General features: G+C 57.1%; 15 protein-coding genes. 7 read left to right on the forward strand and 8 right to left on the reverse strand.

The genetic code is table 11. The features are described from left to right. Positions 1-4: 4 nt before the first annotated feature. From aguA to ACX3YD_RS17290, 3 genes are all read left to right on the forward strand, one after another. The gene (aguA, locus tag ACX3YD_RS17280; RefSeq protein ID WP_458960587.1) at positions 5-1,111 is read left to right on the forward strand and encodes an agmatine deiminase; all 1,107 of its coding nucleotides are present in this window, start codon (positions 5-7) and stop codon (positions 1,109-1,111) included. Between the two features lie 247 nt (positions 1,112-1,358). Further along, positions 1,359-1,571, forward strand: coding sequence for a hypothetical protein (locus ACX3YD_RS17285; RefSeq protein WP_047536271.1), 213 nt, complete (start codon positions 1,359-1,361; stop codon positions 1,569-1,571). A gap of 442 nt (positions 1,572-2,013) precedes the next feature. Then, on the forward strand, positions 2,014-3,300 hold the full coding sequence (locus ACX3YD_RS17290; protein ID WP_103406022.1) for an OprD family porin: 1,287 nt from the start codon (positions 2,014-2,016) through the stop codon (positions 3,298-3,300). A 73-nt stretch (positions 3,301-3,373) separates the two neighbouring features. On the opposite strand, the gene ACX3YD_RS17295 is transcribed toward ACX3YD_RS17290, so the two are convergent. From ACX3YD_RS17295 to ACX3YD_RS17315, 5 genes are all read right to left on the reverse strand, one after another. Next, entirely contained in the window at positions 3,374-4,705 is a 1,332-nt protein-coding gene (locus tag ACX3YD_RS17295) for an IS4 family transposase (RefSeq protein ID WP_090462439.1), read from the reverse strand. Positions 4,706-4,938: 233 nt separating this feature from the next. Then, complete coding sequence (locus ACX3YD_RS17300; RefSeq protein WP_458960588.1) at positions 4,939-6,000, reverse strand: hypothetical protein; 1,062 nt, start codon at positions 5,998-6,000, stop codon at positions 4,939-4,941. Between the two features lie 225 nt (positions 6,001-6,225). Further along, positions 6,226-7,290, reverse strand: coding sequence for a hypothetical protein (locus ACX3YD_RS17305; RefSeq protein ID WP_458960589.1), 1,065 nt, complete (start codon positions 7,288-7,290; stop codon positions 6,226-6,228). Continuing rightward, entirely contained in the window at positions 7,287-11,018 is a 3,732-nt protein-coding gene (locus ACX3YD_RS17310; protein ID WP_458960590.1) for a toxin VasX, read from the reverse strand. The genes ACX3YD_RS17305 and ACX3YD_RS17310 overlap by 4 nt, the downstream gene beginning before the upstream one ends. Further along, a complete protein-coding gene (locus ACX3YD_RS17315) occupies positions 11,015-11,170 on the reverse strand; it encodes a hypothetical protein (protein WP_158249410.1) in 156 nt (51 codons plus the stop codon). Before ACX3YD_RS17315 ends, ACX3YD_RS17310 begins: the two co-directional genes overlap by 4 nt. Positions 11,171-11,544: 374 nt before the next feature. Here ACX3YD_RS17315 and ACX3YD_RS17320 point away from each other — a divergent pair, with 374 nt between their 5' ends. The 3 genes from ACX3YD_RS17320 to ACX3YD_RS17330 are packed head-to-tail and all read left to right on the forward strand — an operon-like array spanning position 11,545 to position 13,170. Then, complete coding sequence (locus ACX3YD_RS17320; protein ID WP_103405883.1) at positions 11,545-11,763, forward strand: tautomerase family protein; 219 nt, start codon at positions 11,545-11,547, stop codon at positions 11,761-11,763. After that, positions 11,760-12,416 carry a DsbA family oxidoreductase gene (locus ACX3YD_RS17325; protein ID WP_103405884.1) on the forward strand — a complete coding sequence of 219 codons (657 nt, stop codon included), beginning with the start codon at positions 11,760-11,762 and terminating at the stop codon, positions 12,414-12,416. Before ACX3YD_RS17320 ends, ACX3YD_RS17325 begins: the two co-directional genes overlap by 4 nt. 43 nt (positions 12,417-12,459) lie before the next feature. Further along, entirely contained in the window at positions 12,460-13,170 is a 711-nt protein-coding gene (locus tag ACX3YD_RS17330) for an SDR family NAD(P)-dependent oxidoreductase (RefSeq protein WP_458960591.1), read from the forward strand. A 107-nt stretch (positions 13,171-13,277) separates the two neighbouring features. Here the strand turns inward: ACX3YD_RS17330 and ACX3YD_RS17335 are convergent, their stop codons facing one another. From ACX3YD_RS17335 to ACX3YD_RS17345, 3 genes are read right to left on the reverse strand one after another with little or no spacing between them, the layout of a single operon-like run. After that, positions 13,278-14,111, reverse strand: coding sequence for a hypothetical protein (locus ACX3YD_RS17335; RefSeq protein ID WP_047536280.1), 834 nt, complete (start codon positions 14,109-14,111; stop codon positions 13,278-13,280). After that, positions 14,111-15,913, reverse strand: coding sequence for a hypothetical protein (locus ACX3YD_RS17340; RefSeq protein WP_458960592.1), 1,803 nt, complete (start codon positions 15,911-15,913; stop codon positions 14,111-14,113). Before ACX3YD_RS17340 ends, ACX3YD_RS17335 begins: the two co-directional genes overlap by 1 nt. Before the next feature lie 17 nt (positions 15,914-15,930). After that, positions 15,931-17,472: an OmpA family protein gene (locus ACX3YD_RS17345; protein ID WP_458960593.1), complete on the reverse strand. Its 1,542-nt coding sequence runs from the start codon at positions 17,470-17,472 to the stop codon at positions 15,931-15,933. Between the two features lie 839 nt (positions 17,473-18,311). Between ACX3YD_RS17345 and ACX3YD_RS17350 the strand changes: the two genes are divergently transcribed. Continuing rightward, the gene (locus tag ACX3YD_RS17350; RefSeq protein WP_458960594.1) at positions 18,312-19,739 is read left to right on the forward strand and encodes a tyrosine-type recombinase/integrase; all 1,428 of its coding nucleotides are present in this window, start codon (positions 18,312-18,314) and stop codon (positions 19,737-19,739) included. Positions 19,740-20,017 lie beyond the last annotated feature (278 nt).

Here is a 20,017-nt window from a genome sequence, read left to right on the forward strand (position 1 = left end):
TGCCATGACGACTATGAACAGCACCCCTCGCGCAGACGGCTTCTACATGCCGGCCGAGTGGGCACCACAAACCCAGACCTGGATGATCTGGCCCGAGCGCCCGGACAACTGGCGCCTGGGCGGCAAACCGGCGCAAGCCGCGCACGTGGCGGTGGCCAAGGCCATCGCCCGTTTTGAACCGGTCACCGTGGCCGTTTCCGCCGGCCAGTATGAAAACGCCCGTGCCCGTCTGGACGCGCCGAATATCCGCGTAGTGGAGATGTCCAGCGACGACGCCTGGGTCCGGGATACCGGGCCGACTTTCGTCATCAATAACAGCGGCGAAGTCCGTGGCGTGAACTGGGATTTCAATGCGTGGGGCGGCTTTGACGGTGGCCTGTATTCGCCGTGGAACCGCGACTCGCAGGTGGGTGGCAAAATCCTCGAGATCGAGCGCAGCCCGCGCTATCGCACTGAAGGCTTTGTGCTTGAAGGCGGTTCGATCCACGTCGATGGCGAAGGTACGCTGATCACCACCGAGGAATGCCTGCTCAACCGCAATCGAAATCCGCACCTGAACCGTGCAGAGATCGAAGCGGTGCTCAGCGCACATCTGGCTGTGGATAAAATCATCTGGCTGCCGGACGGTCTGTTCAACGACGAAACCGACGGTCATGTGGATAACTTCTGCTGTTACGTGCGTCCGGGCGAAGTACTGTTGGCCTGGACCGATGATCCGCAGGATCCGAACTACCCGCGTTGCCAGGCTGCGATGAACGTGCTGCAAAGTAGCACCGACGCCAAGGGACGCCCCTTTACAGTGCACAAAATGCCGATTCCGGGACCGCTGTATGCGACCGAGGAAGAATGCGCGGGTGTCGATCCGGTGGACGGCACCCAGGAGCGTAACCCGACTGTTCGTCTGGCCGGTTCCTATGTGAACTTCCTGATCGTCAACGGCGGCATCATCGCTCCGAGCTTCGACGACCCGCTGGATGCTCCGGCAAAAGAGATCTTGCAGAGCCTGTTCCCGCAACACGAAGTGGTGATGGTGCCAGGCCGCGAACTGTTACTGGGTGGCGGTAACATCCACTGCCTTACCCAACAACAGCCAGCGCCGCACAAAGAGTGAGTGCAGTTGTAACAGCTTGAGTTGATTGCAAATTCGTTCTGGCAAACGTTTTCGCGCCCAGCTTCACGGCAAGCCCGCAGCCCTTCAGGACTGCGGGCTTTTTTGTATCCGCTTGTCGGCTGTCTGCACACATTGGCATAGCTCTTGTATCTGTGATGGTGCAATGCAGGGAGGGGGAGAACTTAGTTGTTCTGTCATAAACCTTGGATAAAGTCAGGCCGCTCACAAACCAGGAGAGAGCGCAGAAATGAACGCCGAAGTGAATGTGGTGAGCGAGCGGGCGTTGCATCCCCTGGCAGTAACCAGCGAATCGCTCCAGATCCTGGCGCACTGGTTCAAGTCCAATGGGACGCGTCAGATCGCAGACAGTGATCCGCGCCGGATGATAATCGAGCGTTACCCCGCTGGCTTGTTCAGCGAGGCTGAGCTGGATGCGTTGTGGGATGTGATGGAAGGATAAGTAGAAAAACAACGGATTGATCAACGAAGAACGCTGCCGGTATGGCAGCGTTTTTTTATGTCCGAAGCACCCTCATCGACCTCGGCCCATCGCTTGGAAAGCGAGCCGCAGGGCATTCACCTCGCTTGCGTCAGGCACTGTCGGCAAAAGTGCCTTCCGTGGAATCGATGGCTGTACCATTTGATGTTTTCTGCCAAGTAAAGTCATTTCTTAGACGATTTTTGCCTAATTCCAGACGATTCATCAAATTGACACACCCTTGAGGCCGCAGCTACGATTCGGCCCAACGCCTGTGGCTGACTGCCATAATCCAAAATAATAAAAAGGCCCGCCGCGATTCATCGTGGGCGGGCTTTTTTGTTTGCGAAATGAAAAAAGAGCGCGAAAGTGCCATTTCAGCCGTTCGACACAGCGCGTACCTACCCGTAATAAGGAAAATAATATGTTGAACAAGCGAATCAGCCTGATCGCTCTGGGGATTTTGAGCACTTCACAGGCCATGGCTAACGACCAGGCCGAATCCAAGGGTTTTGTTGAGGACAGCAGCCTCAAAGTACTGCTGCGCAACGCCTACATGAACCGTGACTACAAAGACGGCAACCCGGATAAATCCGAGTGGGGCCAAGCGGCCATCGGTACGTTCTCGTCCGGCTTCACCCAGGGCACCGTGGGCGTGGGCGTGGATGCGTTCGGCCTGTACGCACTCAACCTGGAGCGCAGTGAAAGCCGCAGCGGCGCCCAAGGCATCGACTTTTTCAAAAAAGGTGACAGCGGCCAACCGGCTAACGACCTGTCCAAGGGCGGCGCCGCCGTCAAATTCCGTCTCTCCAGCACCACGCTGACCTACGGCGACCAGATGCCGGCCCTGCCGGTATTGAGCTACGACAACGTGCGTCTGCTGCCGGAAAGCTACACCGGCACCCTGATCACCTCCAAGGAGATCAAAGGCCTGGAACTGAACGCCGGTCGCTTCACCGCCGAATCGCGCAAAAGCGCTGAAGGCCGTGACAGCGGTGGCTTGAAGTCGATCAACGTGTTGGGCGGCAGCTACCAGTTCACCGAGCAATTCAAGGCAGCGCTGTACGCTTCCGACGTCGAAGACGTACTGAAGAAACAATACGTGAACGCCAACTACCTGTTCCCGATCGACAAGGATCAGTCCCTGACCCTGGACTTCAACGGCTACCGCACCAAGCTGGACGATTCTTACGTACGCGACAACAACCTCACCGGCGACGACAACAAGATCTGGAGCCTGGCGGCGACATACGCCACCGGCCCACACTCGTTCATCCTTGGCTACCAGCGCAGCACCGGCGACAGCAACCTGGGCTACGCCTACGGCGGCTACCAGAAGGATCAGGGTCGCGTCGGTGACGGTGGCAACACCATCTACCTGTCCAACTCCTACTGGTCCGACTTCAACGCCGAAGACGAACGCAGCTGGCAACTGGGCTACGGCCTGGACTTCGGCGCCTTCGGTGTTCCTGGCCTGAGCTACAACTTCGCCTACGTGCGTGGTGACAACATCACCACCTCCACCAGCACAGACGGCACCGAGCGCGAAATCTTCAACCAGTTCAAGTACGTCGTCCAAAGCGGCCCGGCCAAAGACCTGAGCGTGAAACTGCGCAGCTCTGTCCTGCGCGTTTCGCAGAAGTCGAGCGAGTACAACGTCAGCGGTAACGAAGTGCGCGTGTTCGTGGATTACCCGATCAACATTTTCTGATGATCGATTGCGGTATCGAAGCCTGATGCAAGGCTGAGCGCAAAGAGAAGCCCCGACTGGTTCGTAATGCTGTTCACTTAAGTGGAGCAGCCTTACGGTCTACTGGAAATCGGGTTTTTGAGATCTTCACCGTCCTTGGCCTCGAAGGCCTTGGACGGTGATCCAGAAACAATCCTCCAATACCTGCCCTTAACTCTGCCAAGCGTCTCCCTGTGGCTGAAATCGGGTTGGCCGCTGCCATCACAATCAATTGCACCGCGATGTACTGACAAGCCGGTTTGAAACGGATGTCCGAGGGCGCTCGGCCAAACGCCACCGCTGCCTGACTGGCTTCCCGACGAATTACGTTGTAAGCCAGCAAAAGTCCCCACACCTCCTGATAAATCAGCTCGACTTTTTTGCTGCGCAAGGTCATGGCGTTCTGTTGCATCGAACTCTTGATGTCTCTGAAGCCCAGCTCGATCTCCCAGCGTTCCTGATAAAGCTTGGCCACGGCTTTGGCGTTGTAGGTGTCAACCGGCAAGGACGTCATGACGGTCTTCACCTTGCCTTGAATTTCATAGCTGACTTCACGTACCTCCCAGTGCGATGGAAGGGCCGGATTTCGCTTTCTGGCCTGCGGCGAGACTTTCATGCGCACCAAACGATCATGCTGGCTGTAGCGGCTCACTTCTTCGCAGACCAGTCCTTTTTTTGCCGGGATCAACCAGTGACGGTTGCTACCCGCGCTGCTCAGACTCGACAGCAGCTCGGCGCCCCAGAACCCTTTGTCGAACAGCGTCACCGAGTGGTCGGGAATCTGCTGCAAAAACTCGTCGGCCAAGCGCATTTCACTGCGTCGGTAAGGGCTCAATTGCGCATCCAGGATCACATGCGAACGCACATTCATCAGCGCCACCAGGCGCAGCATGGGAAATGGTGTCTGGCGCTCACTCGGAGTATTTCCCGACCCGAAGTGGTCCCGAAGCTCGGGCGTATCCGGGGTGCGTAAAAGTGCACCGTCCACCGCGAATACCTGCAGGTCGTGCCAGGCATCATCGTCGTAGCGCTCTGCCCCCCATTGAGTACCGGTCTTGCGAAACAGCCACTCAACAGGATCGGCACCGAGCCGCTTTCGCGCCTCGGTCACACCGCTGCGGGCCAACAAGTGGTCAGAAGCCAGACCTTGGGCGCAGATATTCAGGCGTCTGGCCACTTCGTGAACGGGCTCATCTCGAAATAGCGCCATCCCCAAGACCAACCAAAGCACTTGATCAGCGGGCAGACGACGCCGGCGAATGGTCGCCTGACTCGACAAATCCAGTGCAGACGCTACCCATTCAAGGGGAATGTTTTGAGTAAAAGTGCTCAGGTCGCAGAAGTTGAAAAGGTCGCCGAGGTCGAGCAGGTCCTGTTGAACAGACATAAAAAATCCGATGCCAGAGGTCTGGCATCGGATTTTCGATGAAGCCCGGTTTGGACTCAAATGCTTAAGTGAACAGCATTACGACTGGTTCGGGGCTTTTTTGTGGAGGCTCGTACAGCCACCATTACGCGATATCGCAGACACAAAAAAGTGCAGGTGCAGCGGGGGCGCCATGTTCAGTTGTTGCCGGAGTGAGGTGCGCTCCCTCCAGTACACCGCACATTTTTTGTCGCTCAGTCGACATAGGTCACGTATCCCGCCATCAAGTTCGGCCGCTCGAACGTATCGATATCCTCGACGCGCTGATGCATTTCGCTGACGATCTGCTTGAACGTCGCATCATCCATGTCGATCCAGTAACGCGGATTGCGGCCGGTGAGGCGGTCGTATTCGGCGGTGGTGGGGTCGAGGTGGCGGTATTCCTCGTATTGCGGCAGGTCCGGCAACGGGCGGCTGACGTTCATGTAGTTCTGGATGAAATCCCACAGGGCGCAGGGCGGTTGGAAGTCGGGACCGGGGCACAGCAGCGCGCCGAAGTTGATCATGATGTTGCGGTAGCGATGGGCGAGGTAAAGCACGTTTAACGGCATGCCCTGACTGTCCGGGGATGTGGCGATGTAGGCGTCAAACTCGTAGAACGGCGCGGTGAGTTCACCGATGGTGCCGTTCTTTTTGTATTCACCGTTGTTTTTGTAGTCGAAGACCGTGACCAGGCCGGTACGGCGGTTGATTTCCCAGATGGGGCCTCGGGAGGGTTTTATCCAGAGCTTGTGGAAAAATTTAATTACCACAGCCCCAGCCATCCAACACATTAAAGGAAGCCCGAGTAAAACAATAAGAGTTACGCTGTAATCAGCAATGATATTGATCAATTTTTTTTGTGTATCTATAAGCTCGGCTGCCAATATAAAAAATGAAAGCGTAAAAAATATTAAAAACAAAACACGCCCTACTCCTAGCATGTATATCCAAAAATGTGAGCTCGCAGGAAAGAGTGCATACCTAAACCTTTCGTGGTTATCCCTCATGTGAAAATCAACATCCTCAAATGGGCTCGGAGCATAGACGCCCTTGGCTATTTGCTCTTCACGCTCTCTCTTCAGTTGCTCTTGATTTCGAAGGTCTCGTGGCGAGTAATCCTCCACAAAACTGACGGGTGTTACTTCATCGGCATTACCCCAAGGCAGTCTGACCTTGGCAAACCGCATGATCCATGGACGCTCAGCAGAACGTTCTTGTTGGGGAACCTCCGTCGCTCCATAAGCAGTCTTGGCGTAATACGATGTATTGCTCATGAATCAGTATTCCGCAATCTGTTTGTTACGTCGTCTGCCCAGAACAGTGCACCCTCGCTGCCGAAATCGGGTTTTATATAGGCGGCATCAAACGGCGTAACGTTCTTCGGTGGTGGCGCGGGAAAATGGCAGCGTAAAAGGCGTCCTGGCGCGGAAGTCATGTTTGGCGTTGGGGATGAGTTGAGGGTTGGGGGCCTCCCCCAGCACACGCACATTTTTTGTCGCTCAATCGACATAGGTCACGTATCCGGCCATCAAGTTCGGCCGCTCGAACGTATCGATATCCTCGACGCGTTGGTGCATGTCATTCACGATTTGCTTGAACGTTGCATCATCCATGTCGATCCAGTAACGCGGGTTGCGGCCGGTGAGGCGGTCGTACTCGGCGGTGGTGGGGTCCAGGTGGCGGTATTCCTCGTATTGCGGCAGGTCCGGCAACGGGCGGCTGACGTCCATGTAGTTCTGGATGAAATCCCACAGGGCGCAAGGCGGTTGGAAGTCGGGACCGGGGCACAGCAGCGCGCCAAAGTTGATCATGATGTTGCGGTAGCGATGGGCGAGGTAAAGCACGTTTAACGGCATGCCTTGACTGTCCGGGGACGTGGCGATGTAGGCATCAAACTCGTAGAACGGCGCAGTGAGTTCACCAATGGTGCCGTTCTTTTTGTATTCACCGTTGTTTTTGTAGTCGAATACCGTGACCAGGCCGGTACGGCGATTGAGTTCCCAGATGGGGCCTCGGGAGGGTTTTATCCAGAGGTTGGGGAAGTGCTTGATGACGAATGAACCGATGGCCCAGCAGAGAAGCGGGAGGCCGAGAAACCAGGAGTAATACTCGAATATTGAGCGTTTTGTTAGATCCCAAAATGGTTCAGTAGTAGCCGAGGTCATTACGAAGTGGCTCGGAATGCTGACAATAAAAAACAGGAAAAATATATACTTTCCGAATCCTTCCATATAGAGCCAGAAGTGGGAGCTTGCAGGAAGAAGTGCGTGTCTAAGGCGTTCATGATCGTCCCTAATATGGAAATCGATATATTCGAATGGGCTCGGAATATGGATTCCTGCAGCTATTTTCTCTTCACGTTCCTTTTTGAATTTTTCATGCAAGCGAAGCTTTTTTGGCGAATTTTTTTCGAGATCGCCTGAAGGAACTATTTCATCCGTATTACCCCAAGGTAATCTAACCTTGGCATAGCGCATGATCCATGGTCGCTCAGTGGATTGTTCTTGCGGGGGCACCTCGGTCGCCCCATAAGCAGTCGTGGCATAATACGATTCTTGGTTCATTTTTTAGCGCTCGTGATTTTATTTGTCACTTCATCAGCCCAGAACAGTTCACCCTCGCTGCCGAAGTTGGGTTTTATATGAGTGGCATCAAATGGCGTCCCGTCCTTCGGTGGTGGCGCAGGAAAATGCCAGCGTTGGTTGTGTTGTTCCAGTACACACTGAGCCCGGACTTGCCATTGATGGGCGATACCGGAGGAACCTGTTACCGCGTCGAACGCGTAGCTCGCTGGGGTTTTGAAAAACAGTTCCAGCCCCTGCGGTAGCAGCCGTTGGGCATTGGGTGGAACGAGGCGGCTATCGATCAGTTTTGTGAACGGCACCGTTTCACTTTTGAGGCGACCACCTTTGAGTTCGAAGGTATTAAGTCGACAGTGGGCATTGATGTTCAGGGTGCCGAGGTTTGCAATTAAGCCCGGCAAGTTACTTTCAATGCGAATGCAGGTATTGGACGAGATCACTTGAAAAGGTGTCCTGGCGCGAAAGTCGAGTTTGGCATTGGGGACGAATTGAGGGTTGGGGGCTATGTTGATGCGAATGTCGGCAAACAAACTGATCAGGTAATAAAAACCACGCTGCGGATCCAGCAGGTGCGCATTATCTGAATGAACTTGCGTGCCGAACGGGCCATTGACCAGCCATTCTTCGATGGGCTTGTTGCTCAGCCACCAGGCCAAACCGGCACCGATCACGATCAATATCAGCGCTGCCCAGCCACCTGGGCCCAGACCGAGAAAGGTGACGGTACTAATGACCAGATTACTAAGAGTGCTGATAGCGCCACCCATGGCCATCATCAAATATGCCCAACTGGCATCATCGCCCCATTTCCTAGCCTGCCAGGCGTCCATCAGACTAACTCCCGTGAACACCAGGCCGGTGGCAATCTGTGCGATAAGCCGTCCAGTGAATTCCTTAACTAAGCGTTCGCCTAGAGAACCCAAAGCTTTTGCAGTCTCATCTGAAATTTTGAATAAAATCTTTCGGCCAGCCGCTAAAACAGACTGGGTGCCGGAAAGCTTGACCGCTAGCATTTCCAGCGCAATAGCCAAGTCAAAAACTGCGCCAGAAAAGCCCAAACTGATACGTAACGACCCTTTTTCCCGCGTCACCTGCTCCGCCGCCTTCCACTCCACTCTCACATTCCAAACCTCCAACATCAAAACCCCCGCCGCAAACGGCAACGAGCCCAGCACGCGATGAACCCGGCTGTTAGCCGACTCGACATGCTCATCCACGCCCCGCTGCAACGGACTTTTCACGTACGCATCACCCGTCGCCCGCGCCTCCACATCGGCTTTGTAAACCGCGTTGATCCGCTGATTCAGCACGCTGAGATTGTTCGCCGTCGGATGCTTGAGCGGGATCGCCAGCAGTGTGTGATGGGTTTCGCGAAGGGCGTACGGGGTGTCGAGTACGTCGTCGCGCACCTTCAGCGGTCGGCCCTGGGCATCCAGGTACTGACCCATCACCCGGTGTGGCCGCTGATCGCCGGACGGCACATCGGTCAGGCCAAAAACGTAGTAATGCTGCGGGTCGGCGTCACGCCGCTGGATGAAGTGCGCGTCGCCAAAGGTCTTGGGCATCAGGCTGCGCAACAGCCCCACGCCGAGGCCGTGCAGATAGGTGCTGGCGGGCATGGCCTGGCCGGTGTGTGGCCCGGGCCGTTTGTTCACCGCGCTGCTGGCGGTTTCCAGGGCGCCCGCGAGGTTTTCGTAGATGCCGATCAGGCTACCGGCGGCCGCTTTCGATTGCCCGGTGAGGGTGCTGTTCAGGCTGCCGCTGGCCAGCAGGTCTTTGAGCAAGTGGCCGTCGAGGTGGTCGACCTGCGGGTAATAGGGCCCCGGGTGACTTTCGAATGCGGCGAGGTCATCGGCGCGTAAATGACCATCGCCCTCGTTGAGGGTTGTCTGGGCGGGTGGCACATAGGGCGCGGCCAGCTTCGCTTCATCGACGGCCGGCCAGAGCATCGGGTGCAGCGGGTGCGCCGGGTCGTGGGCGATGTCGTTGAGCAGGGTCTGGCCGACGCTGGCCCGTGGACTGTAGAGGCTCACACCGGTCAGCGCGTTGGTGACGTCGCCGTTGCTGGCCAGCGGATCGAGTTGCGCGGGCACCGTGGCCAGGGCCGCGAACGTCTGGCTCACGGCAAACAGCGCGGCGAGATAGTCAAAGCCGTCCTGGCTCAAATGATCGGCCAGGGTTTGCTGCGTGACCGGTTGCTGCAGGCACTCGGCAAGCAGCGCCTGCGCCATGTTCAGTTGTTGCCAGATCAGGGCGCGCTCGGCGCTGGCGGTGAAACGGTTGATGTCGCGGCGCCCGGCCTCCTTCACTTTGTCGAAACAGGCGTGCAGCGGGTTCTTCTGGCCGCCGAGGGTCGCCGGCACGATCAGTTGCTGGACCATCACCGCGCTGGCGTGGTGGGGATAAAGGCTGGCGCGCTCGGCATACAGCGCCAGCAATTGCTGTTGCTGCCGGATCTGCGACAGCAGGTGCCGCAAACGGTAGCGCGGGTCCTCCAGCAGCACGCCGCACACGCGCCGTTGGCGGGCGGTCTCCAGCACGTCGACGACGCTGGGCTGGGGTTGCCACAGATCCGCTTCATCGTCTGGCGGGGTCTTTCCTTGCAAGCGCTGCAACAGCGTGGCGAGGCAGTCGGCCCAGGCGCTGCTTTCGAACGTGGCAGGCACATCAGGCGTGGCGCCCTGCTCCCACTGAGCCAGGCAGCGCCTGGCTTCGAATTTGCGTTGTGCGGCAAATTGCCCCGACAGGTCGCATACGTAACGCCCCGGATGCTCCAGCCCATATTCGAACCCGCTCTGGCGTGCCCGTTGCGGGGCGATCAGGCTGAGCGGAAAAGCGCGTTCGGCCAGGTTGTGCCAGGTGACGCTGGCTTTCGTCGCGCTGTCGGACGCCTGGGCATCCCACGCATTGAAGCGCCCGAAGGCCTCGAGCATCGCCTGCCCATCGGGCTGCGGGTCGAAAAGCCGTTCGAACGTCTGACTGTCGCACGGCAACGCGGGGCTCTGGCAACGCCGGGCGCGTAACTCCGGGTCCTCCTCCAGGCGCTTGACGCGGGCAGCACTGAGCTGGATCTCGCTGAAGCACAGTTGCACCGTTTCGGCAGGTTGCCGGTTCCAGGTGGCGGGCAGCCAGATGTCGCTGAGTGCGACACCCTTGGCCAGGCGGTAGTCGTCGCACAGATCCTGGCCTTCGCGAAACATCGACACGTCAATGTCGTGGTAAGTCGTGCGCTCGCCGTCCTGCCGCACTTCCAGTTCACGCCACAGGCGCCCGCGGTAAAACACATAGACAAAGCCGCTGCGGCACAGGACCGGCGTGCCGAGGTCGTGACGGCTGCGCGTACCGGGCAGCGCGACGAAAGGCACGACGGGGACGATCTGGTTCCACTGCGCGTCCAGTTGACGCGGGGTAATCCGTACGTCCTCCAGCAACGGCAGGCGAATGGGCGCCCCATGGGTCGTGGCAATTTCCAGCCACAACTGATGCTCGTACCGGGCGTACCAGTTCCACACGAACAGCTCGCAGTGGACGCTGAATAAACGCTCCGTTTCGCGCTCCACCTCATCGGTCAGGGCCGGCAGCGGTTCAACGCCGGACCGGTCGAAGAGCACCAGGCGCTGGTCTTTGGAATGGTCCGTGCCGATCACCTGGACGATCAGTCTGTCGGGCTCGCAGCAAGGGCCGGCGGACAATCTTCCCAGGCGCTTCATGATTGGACCTGCGTGCAGTGGGTGCTGCGTTTCAGATCAAGGCGCAAAGGTCGGCGGGTGGCTTCCTTGCCGGTGGACTCAAGGACTTGCAGATCCTGATTGAATCCCTGTTTGTCCTGGATAAAAGAGGCTGGGTCGGCAGGGCTGAACATCACACATCCCTTGTGCTGGTTTAGTAAGGGCGGGACTGTGGATGAGTGAATACGGGATTAATGCAGGGCAGCTCGGTTTTTTGTGTGGGAAATGTGCTTTTGTTGAGTGGGATTTTTCGTTTGGCTCTTCCAGAAAAAGAACGCCTCACATTACTGCGGGGCCTTCCTTGAGATTTCGGAGCGAAACCTGGAAGCGGGGGAAAACAGACGGGAATCCTTTTCACATAGAGCACTGTCTATGAACCGAATTACTAATTACACAGCGTAACTAATGAAGTTCCCATCCCCACCTTTATCCCCTCCAGCGAACGCCATACATTGAGCTCCAACGCCTCTCCCATCATCCCGACGGGAAGGTCACTGGAGATTCCTCAATGCCTTTCGTAAGCGTGCGCATCACCCGCGATGGCGTGACCACTGAGCAGAAAGCTCAGGTGATCGCGCAAATCACTGAAACACTGGAACGTGTCCTCAACAAGCGTCCAGACCTGACCCACATCGTGATCGAAGAAGTCGACACCGATAACTGGGGTTACGCCGGGATCACCACCACTCAGTACCGCCAGCAACTGGCGCAAGAGGGGCAGTCATGACGCCGTCGGTGACCATCGATTTCGTCTCCGACGTGGTGTGCCCATGGTGCGCTCTGGGGGCGACGGCGCTGGAGCAGGCCATCGAGAACGTGGCGGGTGAGGTTTCGGTCGAGCTGACCTACAAGCCTTTCGAACTGAACCCGAACATGCCGGCCGAAGGCGAAAAAGCCGTCGAGCACCTGATGCGCAAATACGGTCGTACCGCCCAGGACGTCGCCAATGGCAAAGCGATGCAGATCGAACGCGGCAATGCCATCGGCTTCAAGTTCGACCTGGAGAAGCGCACCCACTTCTACAACACCTTCGACGCTCACCGCTTGCTGCTTTGGGCGTTGGAGCAAGGGCGTCAGGTGGTGCTGAAGAAGATCCTGCTTCGCGCTTACTTCAGCGAAGGCCAGAACCCGAGTGATCAGCAGACGCTGGCGCGGTTGGCGGCAGAAGCCGGGTTGGACCAGGAACAGGCGAGCGAGGTGTTGGCGTCTGGCGCGTACGCCGCCGAGGTGCGTGAACTTGAGGCTTTTTACCAGCAGCGCGGCATCAATTCGGTCCCGGCCCTGGTGTTGAACGACCGTCATCTGGTGTCCGGTTCGCAATCGGTCGAGTACTACGAGCAGATGTTGAGACAAATGGCATCGGCCTCCGCCGAAGCCTGATTACTTACTTTTTCAAATCATCATTTATCAGTAGAGGTTCATCATGAGCAATTCGAAAAAAGTCGTTGTCATCACTGGCGCATCCCAAGGTCTCGGCGACGGCATGGTCAAGGCCTTCCGTGAAATCGGTTACCGGATCGTCGCCACTTCGCGTTCGATCAAGCCGTCGACCGATCCGGACATCCTCACCGTGGCCGGCGACATCGGCGAACCCGCCACCGCACAGCGTGTTATCCGCGAAGCGATCGCACGTTTTGGCCGTATCGATACGCTGGTCAACAATGCCGGGATCTTCATCGCCAAGCCGTTCACCGCGTACACCGCTGAAGACTACGCCAACGTGCTGTCGGTGAACCTCAACGGCTTCTTCTACATCACCCAGCTGGCCATCGCCGAGATGGAGAAAAACGGCAGCGGCCACGTCGTCAACATCACCACCAGCCTGGTGGACCACGCCATCGACGGCGTGCCATCGGTACTGGCCTCGCTGACCAAAGGCGGCCTGAACGCGGCAACCAAATCCCTGGCCATCGAGTACGCCAAGCGCGGTATCCGGGTGAATGCGGTATCGCCAGGCATCATCAAAACCCCGATGCACGGCGAAGAAACCCACGCCGCACTGGGCGCTCTGCACCCGGTCGGGCACATGGGCGAGATCGATGACATTGCTAACGCGGTCGTGTACCTGGACGGCGCCAAGTTTGTCACTGGCGAAATCCTGCACGTCGACGGTGGTCAGAGCGCGGGTCACTAAGACCCGGGTTTTAAAGCGGTAGAAACAACAAAGCCCTCGTATTGCTGCGAGGGCTTTGTCGTGGAACCTATCCTGTCATTGAGGCAGTTGCGCTGGTGGCCCTATAGTCACTCGACTGCGATCGTCAATTCCGGGTTGCCGAAGCCTTTGAGTTCTGCGTTCGATTTCTCGAAATAACGGCGCCAGAAACCTTCGAGATTCTGGATCATCTTGCCGCTGCGATAGCCGTTCTTGATTTGCGTAGGCACGAATGCCGCGCCGTGAACGTAGACCCTGGCCCCGGAAAAATCTGCCAGCAATTGCTGTTTTTCGACCTTCGCCAATTCCACGGCAGGGTTTATCTCGCGGATGCCGTTGTTGGTGTAGAAGCTGCCGAAGTCACTGTATTCGAGCATGTCGGACATCAGCAGGATGACCCGCTCGTTCACGCCTTCGGCGTTTTTGATGTCATCGCCGATGGACTTCAGGCTGAACAGGATTTCGCTGCGCGGAATGTCCGAGCTGGATTTGCCCATTGCGTTGGAAAAAGCCTTTCCGAAACGTTGGTACAACGCAGCAGACTGACCCTTCAGGCAGGCATCGAACTTTCGGCTGGCCATCATCGGTACATCGCCGAGTACGGCCGGATCGATCGGTTTTTCAAGCTCGCCGGCGAATTGCAGACGGGTGTAGTGACCTTCCAGGTAGGCGCTGAACGAGTAAAGCCGCAGCTTGTCACCGGGCTGGATGAAGCGCTTGATGTGGCCCCAGGCGGTTTTTTGCAAGTCAGGCGTCAATGGCGTTGTCTGATCGACAACGACGGTCAGCAGGCGGCCGGAAGGTGCGCTGCGAAAGTTCTCGATTTTCGCTTGGGCGTAGCAGCTCGGGACATCATTGCGCTCCGCTGCCACGAGGGCAGCGGGGGCAAATGCCAGAGCCAGGATCAGGCTCTTGAACTTCATTAAGCCTCCGACTTGTCGAGTAGCTGGAGTTTGCGGGCGCGGCGGATGACGGCGGCGTCCACGCCTTTTTTGGTGGCCACGTAGTCGATGTCGTCTTCCTCGTAGCCGGTCAGGTCGCCGAAGGCGTTGTGATCAAAGGTTGTCTGCGCAGGTGCGGCAGTCGGTGTCGGCGTCGGGGCTGCTTCAACGGCTTGGGCGACTTCGGCCACGGGGGGCTCGACCGGTGCAACAACGGCGGCGGTCGTTGGTGCCGCGTTGGGTTTGGCGTTAAAAATGCTCAGTCCGGCAAACTGCTTTTTGAAATCTGCCAGCGTCGGATCATTGTCGGCGATTTGCTCGAAACGAGGGCCGGCCACCGAGATCAGGTCGTTGATCCTTGCGTTGTCACCGGCTTCAATCGCGGCGGACAGATCTGCCACGACCTTCTTGAAGTAGTTTTCAATGACCTTGCGGCTTTCTTTGCCGAGGTTGTCGGTGACATTCTTGCGCGCCTTGGCTGCGTTCTTTTCGTCTTCCTGGGCGATATAGGACTCGAACGTGCGGTTCAACAGGTCCGAACGCAGCGCTTCCAGTTCTTTGCCGCCGACGCGGAACACCTTCATTTGCAAACCTTGCAACGTGCCCAGCGAGGCTTGGGCATCGTTGGCAACCCCACGGGCTTTGTTGGCGTGGTAACGCATGAAGTCATCGGCGCTGGAGAATTTGTGCGTCCGTTCCCAGGCCTTGCGTGAGTGTGTGCCGGCAAAACCGAAGATGAAGGCCAGGTACGTCGAGCTCGCCTGGATAAAGATAAACAGACCGCTCAGTACGGCAAAGGTGACCAGCGATGCACGGTGCAACGAATCGATCTGATCTTGAGCCGATTTGTGGGTGGCACTGTCGGACAGGGCTTTCATGTCATCCGGAATCGGCACGTTGTCTGCCGCCGGGAAGTCATCTGCGGACTGCATCACTGCAGGCGGATTGGCGATCAAGTCGGATTCTTGAGCGTTGAGCGTCTCGGTACGGACCCAAAACGCGGCCACCGCCAGACCAATGATGAATACGCCATAACCGATCAGCATGGTGAAACGCTTGGCTGGCATGTCGCCATCTTTGTCCACTTTTACGCGGTTCAACATTTGTTGATAGGGCGCGCAGCTATCGTCGTCGTTGGTGTTGTCGATGGTGATGATGTGAGTACTGATCATGTCGCCGCCCGCGCCTGTGCGGCGCAGGTTTTCATAAGACATGATGTTGTCGACGACGCGGTTCTTGTAGAGCGCGCGGCCGGCAAACTCGGAAAGGAACAAACCGATGATCGAGATCACCAGGCCGATGGCGAAAGCGCCGGCCAGTGCGGTGTTGGGTGTGGCCAGTGTCAGGGCAAAAGGCGCCAGCGCGAAACCGAAGGCCGTGGCCTCGATCAGCATCAGGACGATGATCAGCGTCCACAGGCCAAGGCCTTTCTCCCGCCGGCCGTCCTCCTGGATCTTGCCAAGGTAGTCCTGGCTGCGACGGAAATTGGCTTCCGAGGGCTGATGTTCCCGGTAGTACTTATCGTAGAACGAGCACAGCTCCAGCTCGGATGAAAGAAAACCGATGGGCTTGGTGTTGGTATCGCTTGGCTTTTCCTTTTCGCCGGGATGTTTGACCCAGTGGCTGATGCGGCCAAGTCCGGGCAGGCGAATACGGACTTTCATCAGCCAGTACTTGAATGACGACCAGTAGACAATCACCGGGATTGAAAGCAGGACGGTAAAGACCACCGGAATGATCACGTACCAGTACGCGGTGAAAAACGAACGGAAAATTTCGAGCATTGCGTGTCCCTCTAGACTTATCGGCGCTTCGGTGTGAACTGAGCGACGTAAGCGTCACCCTGTTTCGGGTAATAGATTTCGCCAGCGATGGCGCTGCCAGCACGCTTGTCGAAAACGATGTCCATGCAAGTCACTGGGGACTTGGACTGGTCGACGGCAAACACCCGATAAAGAATCTTGTTCTCCCCTTCATAGGTATTAGCGACGGAGAGGTATGGCTGACTCTGATGCTTTTGCGGGGTTGCGTAGTCGGTAATGAACTGCATTTTCGGCGCTTGAGCGACCTTGGCGTCGTCACGCAAAACCGCGATCGGGCCAACGGTGACGGAGTGACCGTTGACCGCAGTTGCCCAGGGCTTGCCAGTCAGGCCGGGGAAGAATTCGTTGGTCGCGAACTCGTTCAGCGGCTTGTCATCGGCCAGGTTCTTGACTTGGCCTTCGATACGGGGAAGGTCGGCAACACATGAACTCAAGGGTGCAGTCGCATTGGCGGTGCCAATCAAGGAGAAGGGCGAGCTTTTGGGTGTGATGCCCATGGCCAGGATCGAGCGAGTGTCGGTGACAGCATTACCGCCGAAGTCGACACCTCCGTCACCGCCCAGCGGAACAATGGCTGATTTGGCAGGGGAAACCGTCGTGGAGGCAGGCGCCTGGGCAACCGGTTGTGGCACTTGCACCGCAGGCTGTTGACTCGCCGTCACGACAGGTTTGGCCGGGGTCGATTTAGCCACGGCCGGTTTGGCCTTGGCCGCAGGCGCGGTGCCATGTGCCAGGTACTTGGCGTTACTGCGCTCGCTACGGACGCGTTCAACCAGCAATTTCTCGTTGTCGATCTCGACGAATTCGACGCGACGGTTCTCGGTACGACCTTGCTCTGTGTCGTTACTGGCGAGAGGTCGAGACGCCCCGGCGCCCTGATAGTAAATGTCCTGGCGAGCGATACCGGCATCCGCCAGGATCTGGCCCACGGCACGAGCGCGTTGCTCGGACAGTTTCTGGTTGAATTCAGCCGCACCGGTCGCATCGGTGTGGCCAACGACCAGAATCTTCTTGAGCGTCTGAGGGGTTTGTTGGGGGGCTGGTTGCTTGTCGGCCAATGCTGCGGCCAGGCGCGTCAGTTTCCGCCTGCCTTCAGTGGTCAGCTCCGCAGAACCAACAGCGAACATTTCGGATGACTGCAGTTGAGCTTCAACACCCACGGACTGCACGTTCGGTGTGGCCGCAGGCTGGGCGACGTTGGCATTCAGCTCGCTGACCTGCATCACCAGGCCTTCTTCTTTTGCGACAGCCTGAAGCTTCTGCACCCGCTCGCGGTACAGCAGCGCGACGCCACACCCGGCGCCTGCGCCGATCAATGCACCTTTCTTGTAGGCATTGGCGTCGCCTTTGGTTAACGCGACGACTGCAACCCCCAGGACCGCACCCACCGCGCCACCGGCAACGCAGGCGCTTGTCCCGGAAGACTGCCCCATGTACTGATCGACGTGGGCGCAACCACTAAGGCCAACGGCAATCGCGATGGCGAGCGCTGTCGGTCTCAAAACATGATTTAAAAACATCCGAATGCCATCTCCCCATTCCATAGTCCGTCAAGCTGACGGATTTCCTTCGGCCAATGACCGAATGCTCCAGGCCCGAGGGGATCAAGACCCCCTGGGTGTCTTTTGATTGTTCGAAAAAACGCTTTCCAAAGGCCCGATCTCTCGTACCTGCGCAGCAATGTTCGAAAACAGAACGTCAAGGCCGGGCGGCATGCCCGTTGGATTTTTTGATGTGAAGGAATGCCTTCACCGTCCTGATCCAGGGTCGGTGTGGCTTTACGCTTGTCTGGGGTCTTGCGTGGTATTGCAGACGAACAGCACTAAAGCCGCGCGCATGGGGCGCAGCCGCAAGAAAATGCGTGATGCCTGGGTTGAGGCAGAAGCTCATGGGAAAAATATCCGTATAAGTGCAAGCCCTGAGGGCCGACACATCCATGTCCGTATGCCGCTGTACTCGCGAGAAGGAGTGCAGGGGAACCACCGTGGCAATGATACTGCTGTTTTGCTACGTGGTGGCACTCTGATATGCAGAAAAGCCAATGAGGTTGTGGGCAGAAGCGAGGGGGGAAGCTGGGAGGAGAGGGGGGGACAGAAACAACAAAGCCCCTGCATTTCTGCAGGGGCTTTGTTTTGTATGGTGCGGCACCAGGAATCGAACCCGGGAACTACTGATTACAAGCGGCTTGCTTTGATGTTTTACCCCATGTCATGGCGTATCACCTATTTTTGCTAAAGGCAGTGTTTGCTGAGCTTTGGTCGATTTGTTGTCTTTCTATGTTTCAATCGTTAGCGTACCTTTGCATGAGAAACGGGGAACGAACGGGAGAAACGGGGAAGAAATGGCTAAGCGCGTGCGAATGACCGAGATGGAAGCCTATGCGGTGAAGACCCGGCAATCGGAGCCGGTTGGTTCTCGCGGCAAGGGTACTTTGCTGCTGGAGCGCAAAGCATCTGGGGCAATTCTGGCCTACTACCGGGAGCGGACGCCGGAAAGTGACAAGCGTTTATCGCTGGGGACGCTTACCAAAAAACCGAAGGCCGGCACTGATGAACGCTCGCTCGATGAGATGCGTGCAGAGGCGCTACGAGTGGCGAATGACGCCGCTGCTACTGGCGGACTGGTCAAGTACCTGGAGTGCCAAGTCGAAAAGAAAGCGACGGCTGAAGCTGAGAAGATCGCCGCAGCCGAATCACTAGAAGTTGCGCGTATCGAGCGCCAGCGTCTGGCTGAGATTGAAGCATCACGCGGTACCCTTGGGGATCTGTTCCTTGACTACATCGAAGATCGCAAGGGAAAGGCTACGTCCGGTGTCGTGAAGGAGCTAGAACGGCTATTCAAGACGAACATGAAAGAACCGCACCCACTGATCGTGCAGATGAAAGCGCGTGACATCCGTTCTGATCATATCCTCGCCATCCTTAACCCGATCTGGGAGCGCGGCTCAAGGGTTCAAGCTGATCGCATGCGCTCTTTCCTGGTGGCGGCGTTCAATCACGGCCTAACAGTCGAGAGTGTGGTTGGTCGCTTTAACTCGAAGGTGTATAGCCTGGAGGTGAACCCGGCAGCCATGGTGAAAGTCGAGAAGGTATCCGCCCCGGTCGAGCGCGCGTTGTCGGATGCCGAGCTCCGCCAGTTCTGGGAAACCATCCAACGCACTGAGGGCGTTGGTCCTGTCATGGCGCTGCTGTTCAAGTTCGTGATCGCAACCGGTGGCCAGCGTATCAAGAACATCATTGAAACCACCTGGGCAGACTACGACCTTGAGGCCGGTACGGTTCTGCTGGCCCATCGAAAGGGCAGAGGTGGGCAAACAATGAGCCGTCCTCATCTGGTCCCGCTGACCGAGCGCGCCATTGAGCTTATGAGGCGGGTACAGAAGATCAACGGCGATCATTTGTGGCCCTGGACTACTCACGGCAAGCAACCATTTGTTATCACCAGTCCAACTCATGCCGTCGCGGATTGGCTTGATTCCGTGCACGCTATTTTCGAAGGGCAGGAGGTGCCGGCCTTTTCGCCGCGAGACTTGCGCCGCACATGCACGCAATTAATGCAGAAACATGGTGTTGATGATCGTCTATCTGATCTGCTGCAAGCGCACGGCCAGACGGGCGTTGTCTCCAAGCATTACCGAAATAATCCCGAAGCGGCGCTGCCAGAGAAACGTCGAGCTATCGAGCTATTCGACCGGGCGCTGGGTAACGCGCTTGGGGAGGGTAAGGAGGCTGGGAAGGTGATCACGCTGCCGCGCCGGAAAAAGAAAAACTCCGATTCGATGTCGTGAGTGTCGTGCCGCTGATCTGAATCTGAGAAAGAAAGAAACCGACTCAATGTCCCAGAAGTCCCAATCTGCCGTGCGTGGATGCACATAGAGCACCACCGGCAGTCCGTCGCTGAATCCCCAGAATGCGCGGCTTGCAGCGTTTTTCGTTCCACAAACCCTGCTGAAAACACGCTAAAACTACGAATAAGTTGAAATAACAGCGAATAAGCGTAAATAAACAGAATAACTGTGAATAACAGTGCTTAACGGTGTTTAACAACACTTTAAGTGGATGGATT

Source organism: Pseudomonas fluorescens group sp. PF-1, assembly GCF_054481335.1.